19 protein-coding genes are annotated in these 21,829 nt (G+C 38.2%); 2 read left to right on the top strand and 17 right to left on the bottom strand.

Features of this window, described 5'->3' with window-relative positions; translation table 11 throughout:
* Nucleotides 1–7: 7 nt before the first annotated feature.
* The 10 genes from XM47_RS16610 to XM47_RS16565 form a co-directional block, all read right to left on the bottom strand.
* Nucleotides 8–685 (bottom strand): ChrR family anti-sigma-E factor, encoded by a 678-nt coding sequence (locus XM47_RS16610; protein WP_048695050.1) that lies wholly within the window; start codon nucleotides 683–685, stop codon nucleotides 8–10.
* Nucleotides 682–1,305: a sigma-70 family RNA polymerase sigma factor gene (locus XM47_RS16605; RefSeq protein ID WP_053084599.1), complete on the bottom strand. Its 624-nt coding sequence runs from the start codon at nucleotides 1,303–1,305 to the stop codon at nucleotides 682–684. The genes XM47_RS16610 and XM47_RS16605 overlap by 4 nt, the downstream gene beginning before the upstream one ends.
* 28 nt (nucleotides 1,306–1,333) lie before the next feature.
* Complete coding sequence (locus XM47_RS16600) at nucleotides 1,334–1,933, bottom strand: LON peptidase substrate-binding domain-containing protein (RefSeq protein WP_048695044.1); 600 nt, start codon at nucleotides 1,931–1,933, stop codon at nucleotides 1,334–1,336.
* An 81-nt stretch (nucleotides 1,934–2,014) separates the two neighbouring features.
* A complete protein-coding gene (locus XM47_RS16595) occupies nucleotides 2,015–2,341 on the bottom strand; it encodes a hypothetical protein (RefSeq protein ID WP_048695042.1) in 327 nt (108 codons plus the stop codon).
* Nucleotides 2,334–2,984: a hypothetical protein gene (locus tag XM47_RS16590; protein WP_048695041.1), complete on the bottom strand. Its 651-nt coding sequence runs from the start codon at nucleotides 2,982–2,984 to the stop codon at nucleotides 2,334–2,336. The genes XM47_RS16595 and XM47_RS16590 overlap by 8 nt, the downstream gene beginning before the upstream one ends.
* Nucleotides 2,985–3,116: 132 nt before the next feature.
* Nucleotides 3,117–3,806 carry a PspA/IM30 family protein gene (locus tag XM47_RS16585; RefSeq protein ID WP_048695039.1) on the bottom strand — a complete coding sequence of 230 codons (690 nt, stop codon included), beginning with the start codon at nucleotides 3,804–3,806 and terminating at the stop codon, nucleotides 3,117–3,119.
* 16 nt (nucleotides 3,807–3,822) lie between these two features.
* Nucleotides 3,823–4,236, bottom strand: a complete 414-nt coding sequence (locus tag XM47_RS16580) for a YjfI family protein (protein WP_048695036.1) — start codon at nucleotides 4,234–4,236, stop codon at nucleotides 3,823–3,825.
* 121 nt (nucleotides 4,237–4,357) lie between these two features.
* Complete coding sequence (locus XM47_RS16575; RefSeq protein ID WP_048695034.1) at nucleotides 4,358–6,079, bottom strand: polyamine aminopropyltransferase; 1,722 nt, start codon at nucleotides 6,077–6,079, stop codon at nucleotides 4,358–4,360.
* A 4-nt stretch (nucleotides 6,080–6,083) separates the two neighbouring features.
* Nucleotides 6,084–6,986: a DUF350 domain-containing protein gene (locus XM47_RS16570; protein ID WP_048695032.1), complete on the bottom strand. Its 903-nt coding sequence runs from the start codon at nucleotides 6,984–6,986 to the stop codon at nucleotides 6,084–6,086.
* A gap of 36 nt (nucleotides 6,987–7,022) precedes the next feature.
* Complete coding sequence (locus XM47_RS16565; protein WP_048695030.1) at nucleotides 7,023–8,003, bottom strand: hypothetical protein; 981 nt, start codon at nucleotides 8,001–8,003, stop codon at nucleotides 7,023–7,025.
* 94 nt (nucleotides 8,004–8,097) lie between these two features.
* Here XM47_RS16565 and glnE point away from each other — a divergent pair, with 94 nt between their 5' ends.
* On the top strand, nucleotides 8,098–10,995 hold the full coding sequence (gene glnE, locus XM47_RS16560) for a bifunctional [glutamate--ammonia ligase]-adenylyl-L-tyrosine phosphorylase/[glutamate--ammonia-ligase] adenylyltransferase (protein WP_078061947.1): 2,898 nt from the start codon (nucleotides 8,098–8,100) through the stop codon (nucleotides 10,993–10,995).
* 87 nt (nucleotides 10,996–11,082) lie between these two features.
* Here glnE and XM47_RS16555 read toward each other — a convergent pair whose 3' ends face one another.
* The 7 genes from XM47_RS16555 to XM47_RS16525 all read right to left on the bottom strand — a co-directional run bounded on the left by XM47_RS16555 (nucleotide 11,083) and on the right by XM47_RS16525 (nucleotide 21,035).
* Nucleotides 11,083–12,123 (bottom strand): ABC transporter ATP-binding protein, encoded by a 1,041-nt coding sequence (locus tag XM47_RS16555; RefSeq protein ID WP_048695028.1) that lies wholly within the window; start codon nucleotides 12,121–12,123, stop codon nucleotides 11,083–11,085.
* A gap of 14 nt (nucleotides 12,124–12,137) precedes the next feature.
* On the bottom strand, nucleotides 12,138–13,736 hold the full coding sequence (locus tag XM47_RS16550; RefSeq protein WP_048695099.1) for an ABC transporter permease: 1,599 nt from the start codon (nucleotides 13,734–13,736) through the stop codon (nucleotides 12,138–12,140).
* Between the two features lie 143 nt (nucleotides 13,737–13,879).
* The gene (locus XM47_RS16545; RefSeq protein ID WP_048695026.1) at nucleotides 13,880–14,887 is read right to left on the bottom strand and encodes an extracellular solute-binding protein; all 1,008 of its coding nucleotides are present in this window, start codon (nucleotides 14,885–14,887) and stop codon (nucleotides 13,880–13,882) included.
* 83 nt (nucleotides 14,888–14,970) lie between these two features.
* Nucleotides 14,971–15,957 (bottom strand): sterol desaturase family protein, encoded by a 987-nt coding sequence (locus XM47_RS16540; RefSeq protein WP_216595996.1) that lies wholly within the window; start codon nucleotides 15,955–15,957, stop codon nucleotides 14,971–14,973.
* Nucleotides 15,958–15,983: 26 nt separating this feature from the next.
* On the bottom strand, nucleotides 15,984–18,197 hold the full coding sequence (locus XM47_RS16535; RefSeq protein ID WP_053084598.1) for a TonB-dependent receptor family protein: 2,214 nt from the start codon (nucleotides 18,195–18,197) through the stop codon (nucleotides 15,984–15,986).
* Between the two features lie 21 nt (nucleotides 18,198–18,218).
* Nucleotides 18,219–19,439: an imelysin family protein gene (locus tag XM47_RS16530; protein WP_048695021.1), complete on the bottom strand. Its 1,221-nt coding sequence runs from the start codon at nucleotides 19,437–19,439 to the stop codon at nucleotides 18,219–18,221.
* A 165-nt stretch (nucleotides 19,440–19,604) separates the two neighbouring features.
* Nucleotides 19,605–21,035, bottom strand: coding sequence for a DUF4856 domain-containing protein (locus XM47_RS16525; RefSeq protein WP_053084597.1), 1,431 nt, complete (start codon nucleotides 21,033–21,035; stop codon nucleotides 19,605–19,607).
* Between the two features lie 453 nt (nucleotides 21,036–21,488).
* Between XM47_RS16525 and XM47_RS16520 the strand changes: the two genes are divergently transcribed.
* Nucleotides 21,489–21,818, top strand: coding sequence for a DUF1820 family protein (locus tag XM47_RS16520; protein WP_048695018.1), 330 nt, complete (start codon nucleotides 21,489–21,491; stop codon nucleotides 21,816–21,818).
* Nucleotides 21,819–21,829: the final 11 nt, after the last annotated feature.

Below are 21,829 nucleotides of genomic sequence, written 5' to 3'. Positions count from 1 at the left end.
CCGAGCTTTAGTAAATAAACCTGCCGATTGGATTAAGTAGTTTGCTTATACCTTGTGTAAATGTTTGCGCATCGTCTGCAACCGTAAAGCATAAGCAACCTTCAGCGGTAACTGGTGTATGTGTGTTGTGCTGATTTAACCAAATAAAATCGCCCGCATGATAAGTGTCGTGCTCATCGGAGAAAGACCCAGCCAGCAATAAAGTAAGCTCGTAGCCTTTATGGGTGTGAGTTGGCACTGTACCGCCTGCTTCTATTTCAAGTAAGTTTGAATGTACCTTGCCTTCAGCTAATTCAAGTTTTGCTCGACGCAATTTGCCCAACTTTTGCCAATTGGACATAGTGACAGAAGTTAATGCTCTAGGTAACTTTAACGATTGCCCCTTATAATCAATATTGACGCAAGGCTTAGCAAGCGGTTCTGGTCGACTAGGTTCGGTTGTAATAGCAGCAAACATTTCATCAAATTCGTCATTGATTGACTCAAAATCATCTAGTTCGAATTCATTAAAACTATCTTCTTTCATAAATTCAATTGCTTGCGATTCGGCTAATGCTTCACATTTTTTTCGACATTCGTCGCATAACTCATTATGTGCAGATACAGCAATACTTAAAGATGCTGGTAATTCACCTGCAACAAAGGCAGATAGCAACTCATGCTTGGGATGATATTTAATACTCATGAGTTTTCCTCTATTTGCTGCTTTAATTTATTTAATGCTAAACGTAAACGTGATTTAACCGTTCCGAGTGGAATTTCCAGCTGTGTAGCCAGTTGTTCTTGTGTCATTTCTTGAAAGTAAACGCCCTGAACCACTTGCTTTTGTGCTTCTGGTAACGAATCCAAATATTGAGCAATTTGCTGTGACATTAAGTGATCGGAGAACACCTCTCCACTGTCATCGACAACTTCAGCAATCGGCCAAATATCATCACTTAACGAATCTTCTTTTTGCGTCTGAGCTTTGCGCAGCATGTCAAAAGACAAGTTACGCATTATGGTATAAATCCAAGTGGTTGCAGCCCCTTTGTCAGCATCGTATAGATGCGACTTTCGCCAAACAATACTCATGGTATCTTGTAGCAAATCATTGGCGGCGCTTTCAGATTTAAGCTGCTTCATGCCAAAGCCTTTAATTTTTGGGGCGAAACTTTTGAAGATATTGGCAAAAGCTTTTTTGTCTCTTTTTAACGCAATATCTGACAACCACTGTTTAAGTTGTTGAGATTGTTCTGGTGTCATCCTAGGCTGCTTGTTCTGTCTTTCAGAGTTGATTGAAAGAGTATGATTTATCTGCTGCATAACGCCAATCTAAACCTTTATGTTTTATTTAGTTGTAGTTACGAGTCTGGAACTGAAAAAGATCACTATTTTTTTCGCCATTAATCACAGTATGCAAAAAATTAACGCATCTCTCAAAACTTTCTGGCTGTGCAAATTGAAGCTTCCTTTCTATTGATAGAGGTAGTAGCTCAACCAATCTAGCGCATACCCAAGCAGGTTCATCATATTTAGGCGAAGGATATAGGCTTTCGTATTCTGGAATTTTGCTAAAAAAACGCGACAAACTTTGCGCGAGCAATTTAGTTTTGTCTGAAGATGTTTGGCTTGCCCAATGCTTCACTTGCTTTGCAGAAGCAAACCTTAAACCATCATTTTCAAGCTCAAACTGAGTAAGCTTAACCATAGATTGAGCTTGGACATCAATAGATAACAAACCATCTTCTAAAATAGAGAAGTCGACGATTTCAACCCAAGCGGCAAGTTCTGAACTGTTATTTTCAGCTTCAGGTAAGTAACTAGATAACGCGAACCCTTCACCTGTTACAGCCTGTTTAACCAAGCGAATGTATCTAGGTTCGAAAATTCGTAAACGCGTTTTACCGCCGGGTAATAGTATAAGAGGAAGGGGGAAAACACCTAATCGCATATCATAATTCACAACTAAACAATAATGCTCAATTTACGAACACGATAGCTTAATAGATCAGTGGATTAGGCGTTTACATTTCTACTTACTTGCGTGATCGACTAGTTCATCCATCACTCGTTTTTTAATTTCGAGTTGTTGATCGGCTGGAATGCCATATTTTTCACCGAGAATTTGATAATCATCTACCGATAAAGATACGGTTAATCTCGGGCGTTTGGGTCTTTTAGTCACAGGTAAATCAAGAATCTTACGAATTTGGTCAGACGGACCTAAACCCGCATCTAAAGCTTCTTTACGGATAACGTATTGTAGCTTTTCATCCATATCGAAGGCGACTTGGACGGCTTTAATCGCCTTAGTGTTACTTGCCCATTTTTCTTTATTTACTCTTTTACTATCAGTCATCTATCGTTCCAGGATACATGTCAGCTATATCAGTTAACGGCCTATGAATGGTTAATAGTACGTCGGTATCGCCATCTTCCCATACTTCAATTTCAACCGAGAACTGCTCATCTGCACTGGTTAAACGGAAATAATCAAACGCTTCACTATCTCTATCTTCAGTTAATGGTGGTTTGCCAGGACGGAAGTCTTTTGCATAAAAGTAACCACGTTGTGCAAATGCATTTTGGAAGTAAACCGGTGCGACCCAATTATGATATTCATTTGGGTTATCCGTTAGCTTGAGTTCAGTTTGAATTTCATCATCGAATATTTCTGAAAAGTTATCTAAATCAAAAACTTGGCTAACTTGCTCTCGGTTAATTTTGACCGAAATATTTGCCCACTCTTCATCATCTTTTTCGACTGTCACATAAACTTTAACTGACCCACTACCTTGCAGAACAAATTCAATCTGACTCGACTTTTCGTACTGGTAACTATTTACTTCTTCGACTTTAAAACTCTGCTTACGCAGTAAATCAGGTAATGCAAATGAATCCGAAAAAGTAATAACATCGGTAATTTTAAGTTGAGATAAGTGAGTTAAATGGCGAATATTTTCTTCTTTTTTGCCACCAAATAAGCTAGATAAAAAGCCCATAATTTTCCTTTAAATAACCGATTTAAACACCCTAGATGAATGTTTTTATTCATATTATACAAACCAAAAAAGGAAGTAAGCGATTAATCACTTACTTCCTAGCCATTTCAAAACTTAGGTTAGGTAAATAGATTAACCTTGTTTAGCTTTAATTCTGTCTAATACAGAATTAGCAGAGCTAGCTTGGTCACCAATACCTGCAGCTTTTAACTTAGCTTCTAATGATGCATCACCAGATTCAGCTTGTAGTTGTTCTGACGCTTTTAATCTATCATCAAAATTTTGCTGCTTTTGTTTAATTCGCTCTAATGAATCTTTTGCGCTTAACAATTTGCTGTTACCCGATACAAAGTTATCTGTAATAGCAGCGGTTGCTTTTTGCACGCTATCAGTTGTCTTTACTACGCTTAATTGACGTTTGTAATCAGCTACTTGACGTTCTGATTTCTTAATCAGCTCTTTTAAACGTTCAACACTTGTTGTGAAGCTATCAAGCGAACCTTGTTGAGTCGTTAACTCAGTATCAAGCGACGCTATTTTTTCGGCAATTTCCATTGCTAATGCTTCATCACCTTTTGATAAAGCTTGGCCAGCATAATCTTCATGCGAAGCTATATCTTTTGTGATACGTTCTACTTCACGAGATGCCTGCATTTGCTTAGCCATAACATCAGTTAAATCACGCTTTGCTTTAGTTAAGTGGTTTTCCGCATCGCGAATTTCTTGTTCAAAAATGCGAGTTGAGTTTGCATCTACAATAGCTTCGCCAACTTCGTTCGCACCGCCCTTAATTGCTGTAAAAATTTTCTTAAAAATACTCATTACGTTACCTCTAGGCTTAAACTAAAAATTCACTAAAATCATCAATAACATCAAGTGCATTGTCACTTAATACGGTTAATTCGTGCTCTATCTCTTCAACACTAGAACTAATAGCTAGTGCGCCAAAAATCGAATACTTATCACCGATTTTGGCAAAAGAAGATAATGGCATTGGGATGTTCATCTCTAACATGGTTTCAAACATTTCCGTACGTTTTTCTGAAACCACCTCATCTTCACCCCAAAGATAAGTAATACATAAAATTTGGTCATCTGTTACCGAAACAAATATAGGTAACTCTTCGCGACCTAAAATAGATATTTGCAGCACATCCACTTCACCTGCGATAGGTTGGCAATCAAAACTATGTCCTGTGTCAGAGTTGTCACCTAGATCGTTCAGGTATTGTGCTATTTTATGAATATTCATCGCTGTCCTCTGTTATGGTTTGCTTGAAGTATTGTCACATTCAGCAAGACATATTATGTCTGAGTTAAAATTTACGCTCATGGACATTATATGTCAAACTAAAATGCGTGTTTTTTGTGAATTAGTTCTTATCTTGGGTTAATTCAACCAGCTTTCCTTCGCGAATTCGCCAAGCTTGATCATGATATTGATACAAAACTTGACTCCCCAGATAATTAATTTTGATATCAGCATAGTCTTGATAATAATTTTTGGGAAATTGAAAGCTAGCATGAATTAAATCATGCGTAAGCCAAGTTAACGAACCCGGTAACTCAGCTGTCTTAATTCGCTGACTAGCAGGCATGCCTTGTTTAGTTGCTATTGTCCAACCCCACTCACCAAAGCTAGGTACATTAAAATGATATTGTTCAACCTGGCTAAACTGACTATCCGCTAAGGTTTTGCCAATTGAAATAAATGCATCTTTTGCATGATAAGGGGAAGTTGATTGAACTACGATAGCACCATCAGCTGATAACAACTGATTCAACCTAAGGTAAAAATAGTTAGTGTATAGTTTGTTTAAATCAGGGTGGTTAGGATCTGGCAGATCAACAATAATGGCATCATAAGTTTGCTGCTGACTAATTAAAGTGTCAACTTGATTAAAAGCATCTGCATTAATGATATTCAAACTTTCATGTTGAAAAGCACCCTGTGTTAAGCCGGATATTTTGTCGGCTAATCTTGGCGATAATAATGCTTCTGGCTGCTTAAATAACTCAATAACGGAATTATCAAGATCGACTAAATCAATCCGCTTTGGCTGCCACTTTAAAATCTCCCTGACAGCTAAGCTATCACCACCACCAATCACCAGCACTTTCTCTTGCCGAGCCGAAGCAGACAATACTGGATGTACTAAAAACTCATGATAAATAGCTTCGTCTTGAGACGAAAACTGTAACCGGCCATTTAGGTATAAATTTACGATAGAATCAAAATTAGGGCCTAGATTTCGTTCGGTTAATACGAGCTGCTGGTATTTAGATTGAGTCTGGAATACAACATTATCTCGATACAGCATATCGGTTAAGTTATGCATCCATTGCTTACCAAAAAAACTTAAGACAATAATGGCTAACAGCATCAGTAAATGTAATCCAGCTAGTGTCATTTTCGCTTTTATCTTTGACCAAAAAACAACCAGAACAACTAAACCTGCAACCCAATTAACAGAAGCTGTAATAACCGCAGCTTGGCTAATATCTATGGTCATTAACCATAAGATCCAAATAGCGGCACCAATACCAGCACCAATATAATCAGCGCCATAAATTGTGCCGGCGTTGTGGGTTAAGTGCTGCTGGTGTAGTTCTTCTCGAACTCTGGCAATAAGTGGGATTTCCATACCAATGAAAAAGCCAAGTATTGCAGCGAGTACATAAGGTAAATTTCGAGCGAATTGAAAGCTAGCTTCAAAGAACCCGCCACGGGGTAAAGCATCAGGCGGAATTGCAAACGTATCCGCGATAATTTGTGGCAAATAAAAACTAAAACTAATACAAGTCGCAATAAAAATAATCGCAACAGAGCCAATCAGCCCAATTAAAACTTCTAACCAAGCAAATCCAGTGATCGCATGTTGGATTTTGCGCGCAGCAAAAGAACCAAAACCCATTGCTACTATCATTAAGCCTATAGTAGCAAAAATAGCATGCTCAACAGCACCTAGAACTCTACCGGCATAATGCGATAATAAGTATTCGTAAACTAGACCACAGGCCGCAAGCACGGCCATTAACAAAATAAGCAGTGCGTCTAATAAAGCTAAACGCACGGCTGGTTTAAATTGGGGCACGGCTTTACGCCATTAAAGAGGTAAGGATTAACGCAATTGACACTATGATAGCAAACTCAGCTGCTGCAACACCTATATTATGCTGCTGATCAACTTCAACCGTTGTATCTATTCCCATTAAGATAATTTTTCGGGCAATTCTGTTGAGGATAAAAATAATAAACGCCATAGCAATTGAAATCGCAAACCATCCAATCACATTCATGACAATTGCAGTTGGTTGATATATTAAAAAATAACTAGCCGCTTTTACCGCAAGCGCAGTTGCCACCATATGACCAGCGTGACGTATCGCAAGTGCAATTTGTCCACCCTTTAATGCATCTTGAAACGAAGCATCTTGGTTATGCTTAGCATAGTTGTGTTCACGTAAACGAGTTACAACTACCAAAATTGTTTGAGAAACAGCAAAACCCATTAAAATAGCGGCAAAGGTATAAATATTAATCCCTTCAACCCAAAGTAATACAGCTCGAATAATAATAGCAGTAGCAATCACAGCTGCAGCGTCAACAATGGCAACTGACACATTCTCATTGCGTATTTCTTCAACTTTATTAATTTGATTTAACGATACTTTATCGTGGATGAATCGACCAACCTTAATAAGGATTAGGCCAACAATACCATATGTAGCAACACCAATAGCTTCAACTATATAGCTATTAGCTGTTTCGCCTGTGATTGCACCTGTTAGCACTATCCCCATCGCAAAAATACTGCCTGCCATGCTAATACCAAAGGCAAAGTTATCTTTATGAGATAACTCCTCAGTTGTATTAACTTTTGCCCACATCCCAGAAACTACACGCATTGCTGATAACAAAGCAATTGCAATAACTAAATCAATTGCTAATAAGCTGAGTAACTCGGGTTTGATATAACTAAAAACATTAAAACTATTCATTGTAGTATCCATAACTTTTGGAAATCTTTATTAACCTTATTTACCGCCAAAACCACTACGGCTAAACCCGCTAGAACCACTTCTAAAACTCGAATTTCCGAAGCCACTAGACTTTTTGCTGCTAGCAGTACTGGTTGATTTTTTAGCATAGCTACTTTGGAAGCTTTTACTTGCATTTTTTGCCGTATGGCTAGAGCGAGAAACCCCTGTCGCCCCAGTTCGACTTTTAGCGTAAGCACTCTTAAATTTACTGCCGCCAAAATTTTTGGCCTTAGTCTCAATTTGAGTTTGCTTAGACAACTGTTTAGGCGAAGTATAACGAGAACGGCCATAGTCGTGATAATAGCTGTAATTACGGCGTCCAGACCAATCATTATAATAAAGACGGTTACTGCCCCAATTGGTTAAATTACTGAACAAGGAGTACATGCCATACCATTCCCAGAATGACATGCCATTACTCGCCGTACTCCATTGTCCGTATGATGGATTACCAATTAATTGACTACCTGCACCAAAATCAGCAGCATCATTTGCTTGTATGCTAGCAGCGCGACTAATAGACGACACTCGAGGCAATTCACCACCACTTAAATCAGCTAATACATTTAATGGATCAGACAAAGCATCATTAAATAATTCATTTGACGCGGCTTGGTATAGATTATTTAGCTCATCAAATCGGACTTGGTTAGACGGAAATAAATCCGCTCGCTTCGCACTATCAAATCTATCCAGCAAACTGGTATAAAGTGGACCTGAAGTGGTAGCGTCTCTCGCAAGCTCATCAGCTAACGCTTGATGTTCAGGCTTAATCTCTTTAACTTGCTTAGCATATTGTTTTATCAGATTTGCATTCCGGACTTGTCCTGAGTCAAGCCGTTGTGCTAAGTTTTTTAGTTGAATATCAACAAAACTGATTTGGTTTTCAATTTTAGCAACTAAAGGATCACCACATGCAGTGATGAAAGCTAAACTAAAAATGACCAAACAATAGCGGATAAATGGCGTGGCCATAAGGTCCTCTACACAAAATAACAATTAATAATTAATTAGCGCGAGTGATACTGTTTTTTTTGAACTCATCGCTAACCCAAAACAGGTTCAATGTATGGCTTTTCAACCGAATAATCAATCGTTTATCACATATGAAAATCAGCAAAAACTTTCCGAACCGCTCACAAGTGCAGCAGAAGATGCTTGGCAAAAGCTAACACACAGACATCCTAAGTTATTAGAAATTCCGCAAATTCAACAAGATAAAATAAAATGGCATTGTGGTTTAAGTGATTTTATTACTCAATCCATGCTAGCGGATCCAGACTTTATCGTACAACAATTAAATCAACCGCTTACACCAGAGCAACAATTTGAGAATGCAACTCATCATTTCAAGCAAGCATTGAATAAAATTAACAACTTAAATGAGTTACACAAGTTATTAAGAGTTCACCGTCGTGAGCAAATGAGCTGGGTTGCATGGCAAGATTTAGATGGCAGTTTGCCGCTTGATACTGCGTTTAAACATATTTCAGATTTAGCCGATTTATTCATCGCCTCCGCGCTAGAATGGCTATACCAACAGGAATGTTTAATTTCAGGAACACCATCAAACTCTGAAGGCGAGCCTCAACCTCTAATCGTGCTAGGTATGGGTAAATTAGGTGGTGGAGAGCTTAACTTCTCATCAGATATCGATTTGATATATTGCTATCCTGAATCAGGCAATACTGTTGGAGGCCGCAGAGAGTATAGTAATCATGAATTTTTTACTCGATTAGGACAAAAACTAATAACCGCTTTGCATCAGATGACTGCAGATGGTTATGTATATCGGGTTGATATGCGATTAAGACCTTATGGCGATAGCGGACCACTGATCATGAGTTTCGCTATGTTAGAAGATTATTACGCAGAGCAAGGCAGAGGCTGGGAAAGATATGCCATGTTAAAGGCAAGAATCATCAGCCCAGAATCATGGCAAACTAACCCAGCATTAGAACAACTAGAAAACTTAATTAGGCCATTTGTATACCGAAGATATATAGATTTTTCTGCGTTTGAATCTCTTAGAAAAATGAAAAAGCTCATCAAACAAGAAAACCGCCGCCAAGGTTTAAGTAATAATATAAAACTAGGCGAAGGTGGCATTCGTGAAGTTGAGTTCGTCGTACAAGCCTTCCAATTAATCAGAGGTGGTAGAGAGCCAGAATTACAAATTCGCTCAACTCGCGAAGCCTTGCAAAAACTACTCGAATTAGAAGAGCTTGGCATGCCAGAAGTAGAGCAGCTAAAACAAGGCTACTACTTTTTACGTAAAACGGAACACGTACTTCAGCAAATTGCAGATCAACAAACACAAACTTTACCTGATGATGAATTGAATCAACAAAGGCTAATTTTCTCGCTTGGCGTAAACAGCTGGGCAGAATTTACAGCTCAATTAAAGCTGCATATGTCTGAGATTCATGAAATCTGGCAAAATGTGATTCATGATGAAGAAGACGTTCAAGAACATAATGACAATTTTGATTATTGGATTGTCAATTTAGATACGGAAATAGCATTATCGCACTTAAAACAAGATCATCCTGATATAGACGCTGATAACTTTTGGGCACAAATCAGAAGCACTCAAGAGCTTACCCAAAAGAAAAACATGGGACCGAGGGGCCGAGATGTTTTAAATAAGCTCATGCCTATTCTAATAGAGCTATGTTTGGAGTCAGAACAATCCGTTCAATTGATAGAGCAAGTTAAAAATTTAATTACCTCCATCTGTACCCGTACAGCTTATCTAGAGTTACTGTTTGAAAACCAAAATGCCTGTAAACAGCTACTAAACTTTTTAGTCATTAGCCCTTGGATCAGTAATCAACTTTGTGCACAGCCTTTCCTGCTCGATGAACTTTTAGTACCTAAACAGCTGCACAAAACACTAACAGAAACCCAATACCAAGCAGAACTACGAGAAAGATTATTGCGTATTGAGCCTGACGATCTAGAAGCACAAATGGATGCTCTAAGGCAATTTAAATTAGCATTTCAATTAAGGATAGCTGCAGCCGACATAATGGGAGAGCTTCCTATAATGAAAGTAAGCGATCACTTAACTTGGTTAGCTGAAGCAATATTAGATCAAGTTATTAATATAGCTTGGCACCAGTTGGAACAAAAACACGGTGTACCTGAATCACTAGCAGATACAGATCATAAAGGTTTTGCAGTAATCGGCTACGGTAAGTTGGGTGGTTGGGAATTAGGCTATGGCTCAGATCTCGATTTAGTCTTTGTTCATGACAGAAACTTTAACGAACAAACTACAGGCCCAAGCCAAATTGGTATCACTCAGTTTTATACTCGATTGGCACAACGTATCATGCATATTTTCTCTACCCAAATGCACTCAGGTATCTTATATGAAATGGATCTTCGCTTAAGACCTTCTGGCGCGTCAGGTTTACTCGTTGCTACTTTAGAAGGTTTTGAGAACTATCAATTAAATGAAGCATGGACATGGGAGCATCAGGCACTCGCTCGAGCTAGAAATATTCTAGGAGATAACGATTTACTGCGTAAATTGTCAGAGGTTAGACATAAAATCCTTTCGCAACGAAGAGATAGCAGCACACTGAAAACAGATGTTATCGAAATGCGTGAAAAAATGTTTAATCACTTGAGCGAAGGTAACCAAGATAAATTCGACCTAAAACAAGATAGAGGTGGGATTACAGATATAGAGTTCATCACTCAGTATCTCGTTTTAGCTAATGCCGCAGAGCACCCTCAACTCACAGTCTGGTCTGATAATGTCAGAATCTTAACCCTAGCTGCAGAATTGAACATAATTAGCCCTAGCGACGCTGAGCAACTAATTGAGGCTTACAAAACTTATCGTTCAACTGGACATAAGCTAGCACTCGCTCAACAAAAATTAATTTCACACGTAGAGAAATACCAAACACATATAGAAAACGTGAAACGAATTTGGCAAGACATTTTTAACTGAGCCGACACCTCAAAAAAGAAATTAACAATCTAAACTATCGAATGCCGGATGAAACAATATCATCCGGCTTTAGTTTTCTGACTAAATTTAGTGACTGCTTTCAAATACGGTGGATATTTGTGTATCAACTTGTATTTCAACGGGTTTATTCAGGAAAGATTGACGGCTTTTAACTTTGATTTTTTGCCCAGACCAAGTGAGATCAGATTGATAAAACTCACCGACAAAACGTTCATGATCAACATATAAGTCCGTCTGTGTCGATGGGCTTAATTTTAAGTGGTGCGGTCTTAAGTAAACATCAACTTTGGTACCGATTAAGTGAGTAATATTGGTATCACCACAATAAGTAATCAACCCTAGTTCAGAGCTTAACTGAACTTCACTCTCAACTTTAGCGGATAGCCACAAGCCTTCACCTAGAAACTCAGCAACAAAACGACTCGCTGGATAATTGAATAAACGTTCAGCTTGATCGATTTGCTCTATCTTACCTTGATTTAAGACAGCGATACGGTCACAAAAGGCAAATGCTTCATCCTGATTATGAGTGACAAACAGCACTGAGATCCCTTGAGTTTTTAATAAATCACGGATGTCAGCTATTAACTCAAAACGAAACTGTGGATCTATATTCGAGAAAGCTTCATCGAATAATAATATTTTAGGTTCACAGGCTAGTGCTCTGACAATCGCGATTCTTTGTTGTTGGCCGCCAGACAATTGATGTGGATATTTATCTTTATATTCCAACATCTTAATCAAAGTCAGCATTTTCTCAACCTTGCTAACTTGTTCAGCTTTAGTCAATTGGTTTAAACCAAAAGCAATATTCTCCGCAACTGTTAGGTGAGGAAAAAGTGCATAATCTTGAAAAATAAGACCTGTATGGCGCTTTTCTGCAGCTAGATTTACAGTCTCACTTAAAACCACTTTGTCGCCGATTGCTATTTCACCTGATACTTGATCCAATAAGCCCGCTATCGCTTTTAATATTGTACTTTTACCGCCGCCTGATGGGCCAAATAAAGCAACAATTTCACCTTGCTCTATGGTTAAGTTCAAGTTAGCAATAACCGTTTGTTGTTGGTAAGCAATATGTAAGTTTTTAACAGATAGAGCGGACACAGGTTTTCCTAAAACTAATTTTTATCAATCGAGCGATTAAGCATGATAACAGGTAACAAACCAACTAAGACAATCGTGATTGCACCAAGAGCCGCTATTTCTAACTGCTCATCACTCGCGTATTGATAGACATAAGTTGGTAAGGTTTGAAAGTCGAATGGCCTTAATAATAAAGCAGCTGGTAGCTCTTTCATACTTTCTACAAAAATTAATAATGAAGCAACTAAAGCACTCTTGCGTATCAGCGGAAAGTGAATTTTAGCGAATAGTTTACTTTTCGATTGCCCCATAGTTTGCGAAACCATGTCGAGCGAGTAACTTAACTTGCCATAACTAGATTCAATGCTTTTATTTGCAATGGCAATAAAGCGAATCAAATGAGCAGCAATAATGGCGACTATAGAGCCACTTAAAATCAATCCAGGGGTGTCAAAACCCAAATATTCAGCGGCTTGGTTAATTTGTGTATCTAAAAATGCTAATGGAATCAGCACACCAATTGCCATCACTGTACCAGGGATTGCATAACCTGTGCTGGCTAATTTCAAGTTGAACCTATGCACTGGCGTTGGTCGGCTACGCAAAATAAAATTCAGTGAAAAAGACAATGCCAACGCCAATAAAGCGGTAATCAAAGCTATGCTAATACTATTATAAGCGAATTCAAATAAGCCCGAAGACCAAGACTCTGCAAAGTAATGCAAGGCGTATTCTAATAATAACCAACTCGGGATCACAAAAGCGATAACTAATACTAGGCTGCAAAACAGAACAGCAAAAACCGTTTGAAATTTATTGAGCTGATAACTTAATTTGTGTTGGCTTAATTTGGCATTATTTGTCGTTTGTTTTGCGCCATTTTGCCAGCGCTCGAGATACAATAACGCCAATACGCCAGTCACCATGATACAAGATAATTTGGCAGCAGAAGCTAAGTCATAATGTCCCAACCAAGTATCATAGACAGCAGTTGTCATGGTACTAACAGCAAAATACTTAACCGTCGCAAAATCAGCCATAGTCTCCATCATAACTAAAGCGACACTCGCTATAATGGCGTTTCGTGCAATCGGGATAGATACTTTTAAAAAGCTTTTAAATGGAGAGTAACCTAGCGTTCTCGCAACGTGCGTCAGCGTTGCCTGCTGCTCCATAAAGCTAGCTCTAACCATTAGGTAAACGTATGGATATAAGACTAAAGCGAGAATAATCGCGGCACCTGTAATACTACGAATGTCGAAGAACCAGTAATCACTCGCAGCTTGCCAACCAAACCAATTGCGTAAACTAGTTTGAATTGGGCCGGCATAATCTAGTAAATCAGTATAGGTATAAGCGACTATGTAACTAGGCATAGCTAAAGGGAGGATTAATGCCCAGCGAAAGAATTTACGCCCCGTAAACTGACATACCGCAATCAACCAAGCAAGCGGAACACCAATTAACAGCACCAAAATACAAACGCCTAATACAAGCAAGAGTGTATTGACTATGTAATCTGATAAAACGGTTTGCTTGATGTGCTCAAAGCTTTCACCATATCCAGTCAAAGCTTCAAAAAAAATTGCTAGTAACGGCGTTGCTAAGATAATTGCAATGATGAAGCTCGTCATACTGAGCTTGCTAAAACACTGACGAATAAAAACAACAATGGCAGCTAAAGAGCTGCCAGTAGGTTTTACTGATAAAGCTGTCCTCTGATTGTTTTTATTGATTAAACAATCAGAGTTATCAAGCGGTTTGGTCAATCGAATTCCTACAGGTCAAACTTAACCTTATCTACCAATTTAAGTGCCGATTTTCTATATTCAGCAACCTGAGTTAATGGCAGAGTATCTTCTTTAAATTCGCCCCAACTTGCAACTAATTTTGCAGGTTTTACAGCTGGGTTGACTGGATATTCCATATTTAACGCAGAATAAGCTTGTTGAGCTTTTTTCGAGGCTAAAAATGCGATTAATTTTTCGGCATTTGCTTTGTTAGGTGCATACTTAGCAATTGCTGCGCCGGATACATTGACGTGTGCGCCCCTATCACTTTGATTCGGGTAAACGATATTGACTGCATCAGCCCAAGGCTTTTGCGCTGCATCGGTTAGCATTTTACCAAAGTAGTAGCTATTACCTAAAGATAAGTCACATAAACCTTCTTTAATCGCTTTAACTTGCGCTCTATCGTTACCTTGTGGTTTACGTGCTAAATTAGCTTTTACACCACGTAACCAAGTTTCGGCTGCGGCTTCACCTTTATGCGCGATAATAGAAGCAATTAAGCCTAAATTATACGGATGCTTACCACTACGGGTACAAATTTTACCTTTGAACTCAGGACTAACTAAGCTTTCATAAGTTAGCTCTGCTGGGTTAGCGATATTTTTCTTAGAAGCATAAATATTACGTACACGCTTAGTTAACGCAACCCAATGCCCTTGTGCATCACGGTAATAGGCTGGAACATTTTGATTAATTTCTGTGTTAGAAAATGCTTGGGTCAAACTCTCATCTTTCAATTGTAGTAATTTACTAAAATCAGACGTTAGTACGACATCTGCAGGGCTGTACTTACCTTCACGTTTAATACGTTCGACCAAGCCACTTTTGGCAAAAACAACCTTAGTCTTAATTCCGGTTTCTGCTGTGAACTGCTCTAAAATAGGTTCAATTAAAAATGATTGACGAAAAGAGTACACATTTACGCTATCAGCACTGTGTGCTGCACTCGAAAAGCCCACTAGGGCAAGAATTGCGGTTGCAAAAATCTTCATTAATTTAAATATCCTAAATTAGAATTGAGAATTATTCTCATTTTAATAAATTTGTCATAAATGTACAGCAGAAAATGAAAGCTTTATTTAAAGTGGATGTTCAATCTCTTCTTTAAAAATGAAACTAAGCTCAACCATGCATATTTAATTGGCAAAAAGTACAAGTTAGTTAGCTTATGAGCACTTTGAGAAGGTGTTTTAGCTAGACCAAACTCCAATCTATATGGTTTTACTTTAGGCGCTAATTTAAAACTGAAAAACAACTTATCCCAAATCGATAAACAAGTACCAAAGTTGCAATCGTAGTATTTAACTTGTCGTCCATGATGCATCTGATGTTGAGCAGGGCAAATCAACCAATGCTGCAACCAACTGGGCCAAACAAACCAAACATGTGAGTGCCTTAAATTTGCGCCCAGTATATTGAATCCAAATATAAATAAATTAGCCCCTAAAATATCCAGCATAGTTAAATTAATAGCAAACAAGGCTGTACCTATACCTATGCTCAAGCCTTGTACTAAAACCATACGCAGCGCATACAAAGCCGACTCAACAGGATGAATTCGATAGACAGAAAATGGCGTTAAAACTTCAGCTGAATGATGTACTTGGTGAAAAGCCCAAAGTAACGGAATTTTATGCATTAACCAATGGAGCAAAAAACGACTGAAATCATCCAACAAAAAAAGAATGAGCGTAAAACCAAATGCTTGAGTTAAAGTCGCAGTTTGCGGTAAACCAGCTGGGCCTTGAAAAGTCGATATCAATTCATTCACCCAAATCGCAATTGGTATACTGCTAAACAGCAAAGGCGTGACTAGGATCACTCGAATAAATTTATTGATGATCCAAATTTTATAATCAGCGACAGAGCTCGCATGCAGCCAAATTTTTCGATTCAGTAAAAAGTGAACTAGCCCGGGCTTGCGTTGGCTAAAAGCGTAAATAACGGAGGCGATTAAAGCGGATGTAATTAAATAGAGGATAAAAATACGTTGATTGGCATCAATTAAATATGATGCCAAATCAAACAAGGTTAGATTGAGCCAATCCATTAAGCTATTCAATGAGATTGCCACCTATTTATAACTGGTTAGAAGTTAAATTTATAGCCTACTGTAAACATTCTTGGTTTACCTGGACGCGCACCATTTGGTCTGCGACTGATAACTTCGATTTCATCAGTAATATTATCAGCTTTAAAGTAAACACTATGCTCACCATACAAGTTGTAATTTGCTGCAAGATCAAACACTAAGCTTGAATCTATCACTTTATTCGACAAATTTTGGCCTTGGCCTGCTGTTTCTTGCATTTCACCTATGTATTTAGCCAATAAATTTAGCTGCCAATTGGTCGCGTTTAAGCCTGCCATTAAGGTTAAAGTATGATCCGGCTGATATGGCATAGAGTCGCCTGCTGTAATTTTCCCCCATTGTGGGTAATCAGAATTAAAGCTTTGCTCAAACTCGGACTTAACATAGCTATATGTAACACTCCATGGCATGTCTAAAGTTTGAGTTAAACTAAACTGGCTAGCGATTTGTGCTTCTAAGCCAAAGACATTGACATTGCCGCCATTAAAATCGCTATCGAGATCACAGTTTGAAGACTGAGAAAAACTACAACTTTCTTTTAGATTGCTGTAGTCGTTATAAAAGGCAACGATTTCGCTGGTAAAACCTGAGCCGTTTTGACGAAAGCCAATTTCATAATTGATGCTTTTCTCTGCTTCAACATTTTCATCATCTTGCTGAGGACTGCTCGGCACATAACCTTTATGAACACCCGCAAACACACCATAGTCGTCAGCTAACTTATAAAATGCACTTAAACTTGGTAGCCATATTTGGCTTTTCTTAGTTAACCAATCGTTTTCATCTTTTCTATTTTGGTATCTAGATTCAATCAATTCACCTCTTACACCCGCAGTAAGGGTTAACTTACCGAGTGTAATTGTATCTTGTAGGTAAATAGATAGCGCATCAACCTCTTCACGATTGACTGTCGTGAATACTTTTTCAGATTCAGAACCTAGCTTGCCCTCGGCTGTCATTTGATAACTTTGCTCAAAATGATCTCTATTGATGAAATCTTGATGGAAGCGAACACCGATATCGAATTTATGCGACAGCCCAGCAAAGTCTTGCAACCAAGTTAAATCCGTTTGAATGCCTCTAGACTGATAATTTCTGTCATTTGTGCCAAGTATTATCTCACCCGCGGCTTGGCCGCTTAATAGCGCATATTCAGCTTGGAATAGCTCTGGCGCAGACAAAACATCTAATAAAGATGGCTGGTCTTCACCCAAACTACTCACTTTTCGCCAATCACGCGCAAAGTCATGTTGGTAAATTCGAGTAATCACATCTAGCTGATCAAACTCAATATAATGGGTTAACTGATAAGTTTGATGATCCCAGCGCATTCTATCTTGCTGGCTTGATGCATATCTGCGGTAAGGACTGGCTTTGAAATCTTGGTCAGTTAAACCTAAATAGGTTTCATTAGATTCTTCTTCAGCGTGCGCTAGTTTTAATTCAACAAAATGCTGATGTCCATTTGAGCTAAGATCATATTTAAATTTGGCCATCAGATCTGATTTAGTAAACCCTGTATCAGAATCTGAGAAATCAATTTGTTTAAACCCATCCGCTTGGGTATGTAAACCTTCAATTAAGTAACCAAACTTACCTTGAGTATTACCATAATGAGCATGAAGTTTACTATATTGGTCTGAACCATACGCGATATCAATCGCACCTTCTTGCATTTCCGGAACCGCTCTGGTGACTAAATTTAATGCACCTGCCACTGTATTTGGACCATATTTAATCGCAGCTGGACCTTTAAAAACTTCAACCGCTGTCATACGGCTAACCATAGGGAAGTAATATGCAGATGGTGCAGAATAAGGAGCTGGTGAAATAAGCACACCATCTTCCATCAAAGATATTTTCTTACTACGTTCAGGAGAAGCGCCACGAAAACCTATATTAGGTCGTAATCCATAACCATCTTCTTGACGAATATTAACCCCAGGCACAGTTGCAAGCACCTGATTAATATCATCAAATTCAAAAGTTTCTAATGCTTGCTCAGAAACTAACGTTGTCGCACCACCTTGGGTTCTTAACTTATCGTTTGAACCTAATATTTGAATACGGTCAATATACTTGTCTTGTTTAGCTTCTTTCTTTGAGCTGTCGGCTTGTTCAGTCGACACATCCGCAGCGAATATAGCCGAGCTAAAACCAGTAGCGACTAACGTTGAGATTACTAGATTAATTGGATCTAATTTAAACATATTTAACTTCACAATAAGGCCTTAATCACCGTCACCAGCTGATGAATCGGGTAAATCGACTGATAAACTCATAATAAAATGGGTTTTAAGTTGATCCGTGATAACTTTTACTTGGGCGTACAGGGCTTCGATTTTTTCAAATTCAGCACCTTGATTATTAATTGCAGTCGCAAAATCAGTTTGAATTTGTCCAAGTATCATCTCAGCTGAGGTTAATGCGGTTAAAATAGTTTGAGCAGTTTGCTCATCACCTACCGCAGCTAAATAATCGTCAAAACTTAACGCAAGCGGATCATCTCCAGCTAGCGTAGCTGTTTCGCCAGTGAACAAATCTCTAAATGCAGCTAAGTTATCTGCAATATTCGTTAGCGATAGTTGGCTAAATCTTGATTCTAAATTGGCTTCGCAAGCTGCATTACCACATATATTCGAACTGTAACCTAAAGGTAAGCCTAGCTTATTGTCTTTTAAGAACTCTAAATAAAACAATGCTGTAGCAAACTCATTTATTGTCTCTTTAGTATCTTGTGTTTTTAACTTTTCAGCGTGAGATGGGCTTTGAGTAAACCATTGGTCGTACAAGCTTTGCATATTAGTTTGCACTTCTTGATTCGCCGCGAGTGCAAAGTCACACCTTTGTTTTAATTGGGTTTGCTGTGGTAAATCATTCCAACCATTTAAAACACTCGGCTCTGTCACACAACTATGTGACATATTCTCGGTAAAGAGTAGGTATTCAAGTGCATCTAGGCCTTTTCGACTATTTGCACGTGAAGCTAAATTATATGGTGAGCCATTTACGCTACCAGCATTAAAATAAGCAACATCTTGGTCAATGCCACAAGTTGCCGTACTAGGCCAAGAGTAAATGTTATTTCTAAGTTCATTGGTATTGGCAGCTAAGGGTGCCATTTGCAACATTTCTATCTGCTGCCAACTTGCCATAGTTGCTTTAAATGCAGTTTCTAGGCTTTGCTTTGACGCATTCGCATCCTGATTTTGCTCTACCAAGCCGCAATAGGCGTGTAAAGCTTGCGTTTGAGCCACGATATCTTGTTGTAATTTTTGATGTTTTGGCTTGATTACTTGCTCCACGACATGCTCAATTAATTCAGCATCGGTGAAACTTGCCGTTAAACCAAACGTTCTGCCTCTTTCACTCTCAATAGATTCGCCACAAGCGCTTAATAAACCTACGCTTGCTGATAATGCTAATACTTTAGTTAGATGAATATATTTCATCAAATACCCCAACTTTACACTCAATACATTTAGTATGAATAAGTCTTTATACCCGCATTTTATGCGAAAACTTATTAATGCTAAATACGACAAAAGGTTAGCTGCAAAACAGCTAACCTTTTTAAAATTTTGTTTACAAACCTGCAAACAATTTTGATACTTTACTTACCACCCAGTAACTAAAGCTTCACTCCAGCCATACGCATCACGTAATGTATTACGAGCTGTTACTAAATCAGCTAAATATGCAGCTTTAGCCGCGGTATCAGTAAAGTCAGTAACTGGCTTATCACCAATTAAATTATTAACGGTTACAAAATCAGCATCAGATAATGGACTTCTTGGGTTAAATTGTAAACCTAAGAAAAAGCCTTTTAATTCAGACCAATGCTTAGCTAAGTCACCATCAGCATCATCACTTGTGATGTCAGCGTGAGTATCATTGATATAGTGAACAACAGTTGAAGCGATTGATTTTTCCCAAGCCATTACAGCTTGATCTCGGTAGCCTTGTAACTCTGTCATCTGTGCAGTCGTTAACTCAACTCCAGCATTGTCATTGATTAACTTGCGTCCCATTAAGAATGCATCCATAGCATCCTTGGTATAATCAGTTGCACCATTGCTACCTAAGTCACGCTTAGCTGCATTAGTTGAGTTACCAAAGTTAAACTCGCTCTTTAAATCAATTTTGCCATCGGCATCAGTATCGTAAGCACCTTGCCATGCAGCGCGTCCGCCTTTTCCTGCAATTTCTTCATCTGTATAAGCAAGATAATCACGTGCTGCGCCAAAATAACCAAAACCTTCATCCCACTGATGCTCTAAAGATGAATAAGCACTATCGCCATCTTGCAAATAGCTAGATAATAAACCTTTACCTGCGTCTGCGTCATCTAAGTAATCATCAGCACCCTGAGAGAAAGCAATCGACATTAATAAGAATTTTTGAATAAGCTGTTGTAAATCTAAGCCTTCAGCCGTTACATAAGGTGAAGCTAAAACACCGTTAGTTTGAAATTCAATTGCGTTATCCGCTAACTTATCAAATAAAGCTAACACTAAACCTTCTGGCGTTTGCTCAAAACCAGTCATAAATGCAGTACCAAAGCCAACAAAGCTTGTACCATCGTTCCAGTTTTTATGTTGACCCGTCGCATCGTTACCCGCGATTTTACCCGCTAAGTTTTTGCCTGTTGAAATGTCATTAATTGACATTTGCTCAGTATTGCTAGTGAAGCTGATAGTTGCCGATAGCACAGCAGCTACATCAACATTCGGGCGATTAACTAAATCTTCCGCATAAAAATACGCTTTTAATTTATTCAACACTTCCGTTTTAGTTGTAACAACTTGATTAGTTAAATCGCTTTCTAAGCCACTACTGATATAAGTGTTTAACTCAGCAATCAACGCATGACGTGCAATTTGGCCTGAATAACTAACGCTATCTGTATCTGCTACAAATTTACTTGAGAAAGTATAAGTATCTAAAACCTCAGGTGTTGTTTGAGTATTATTGTCATCACTTGATGAGCCACAAGCCGCTAGTGTTAAAGTAATTGCAGCTGCTAAAATTGATTGTTTTAAGCGCATTTCAGTTCCTATCCAGTAAAACTTTAAATGATATTAATTCGTATTTGCATGCAATTATACATATAAGAAAATGAGAATCAATATTATTTAGGGTCGTATTTGATTTAAATCACAGCACCTAAAAACAGATATAAAAGACAAGTAATTTTTAAATTCACTTTTCGCAAAACACCAAGGTGTTTTCCTTTTTAACTATAATTTTGCGTCAGGTGTTATAAAATAGCTTTCCTCTCGCCCTTGCTTTCCATGTGGCTTATTAGATTTAATACCAGTTTACCTAAATTTTTGCTCTATATTTTACGTAGAAAAAAAGTGCGCTAATAAGGCATGAATTGCCGCTACTAGTAAACTAATAACAAAATTCGTAACGCAGTTTACGTGCTTTTTAACCCGTAAAATTGAGCAATAATTAGGATGGATTGGTATAACATAAAGATGTAAAAGAGAAATGAAATGTCGGATAAACAAACTTTATATCGCGTTAGTTTTATCAACAATAATGAAAAATACGAAGTTTATGTGCGACGATTAACCAGTAGCAATTTATTTGGTTTTATTGAAATCGGAGATTTTGTCTGGAATAACCACAGCACATTAGTACTTGATACTAGTGAAGAAAAATTAAAATCTGAGTTTGAAGGCGTTGAGCTTAGCTATATACCTATGCACAGTGTACTTAAGATTGATCAGGTCAAAAAATCTGGCACTGCGAAAATATCGAGTCTGGGCGACAAGGTCACTCATTTACCAAAACCTATCTACACTCCAAAACCACAAAACTAAGCAAGGATTCA

Origin of the sequence: Catenovulum maritimum (assembly GCF_001050375.1) — a bacterium.
GTDB classification, from domain to species: Bacteria; Pseudomonadota; Gammaproteobacteria; order Enterobacterales; family Alteromonadaceae; genus Catenovulum; species Catenovulum maritimum.
The sequence above is the reverse complement of the archived record's forward strand: the minus strand, read 5'-3'. Positions and strand labels throughout refer to the sequence as shown.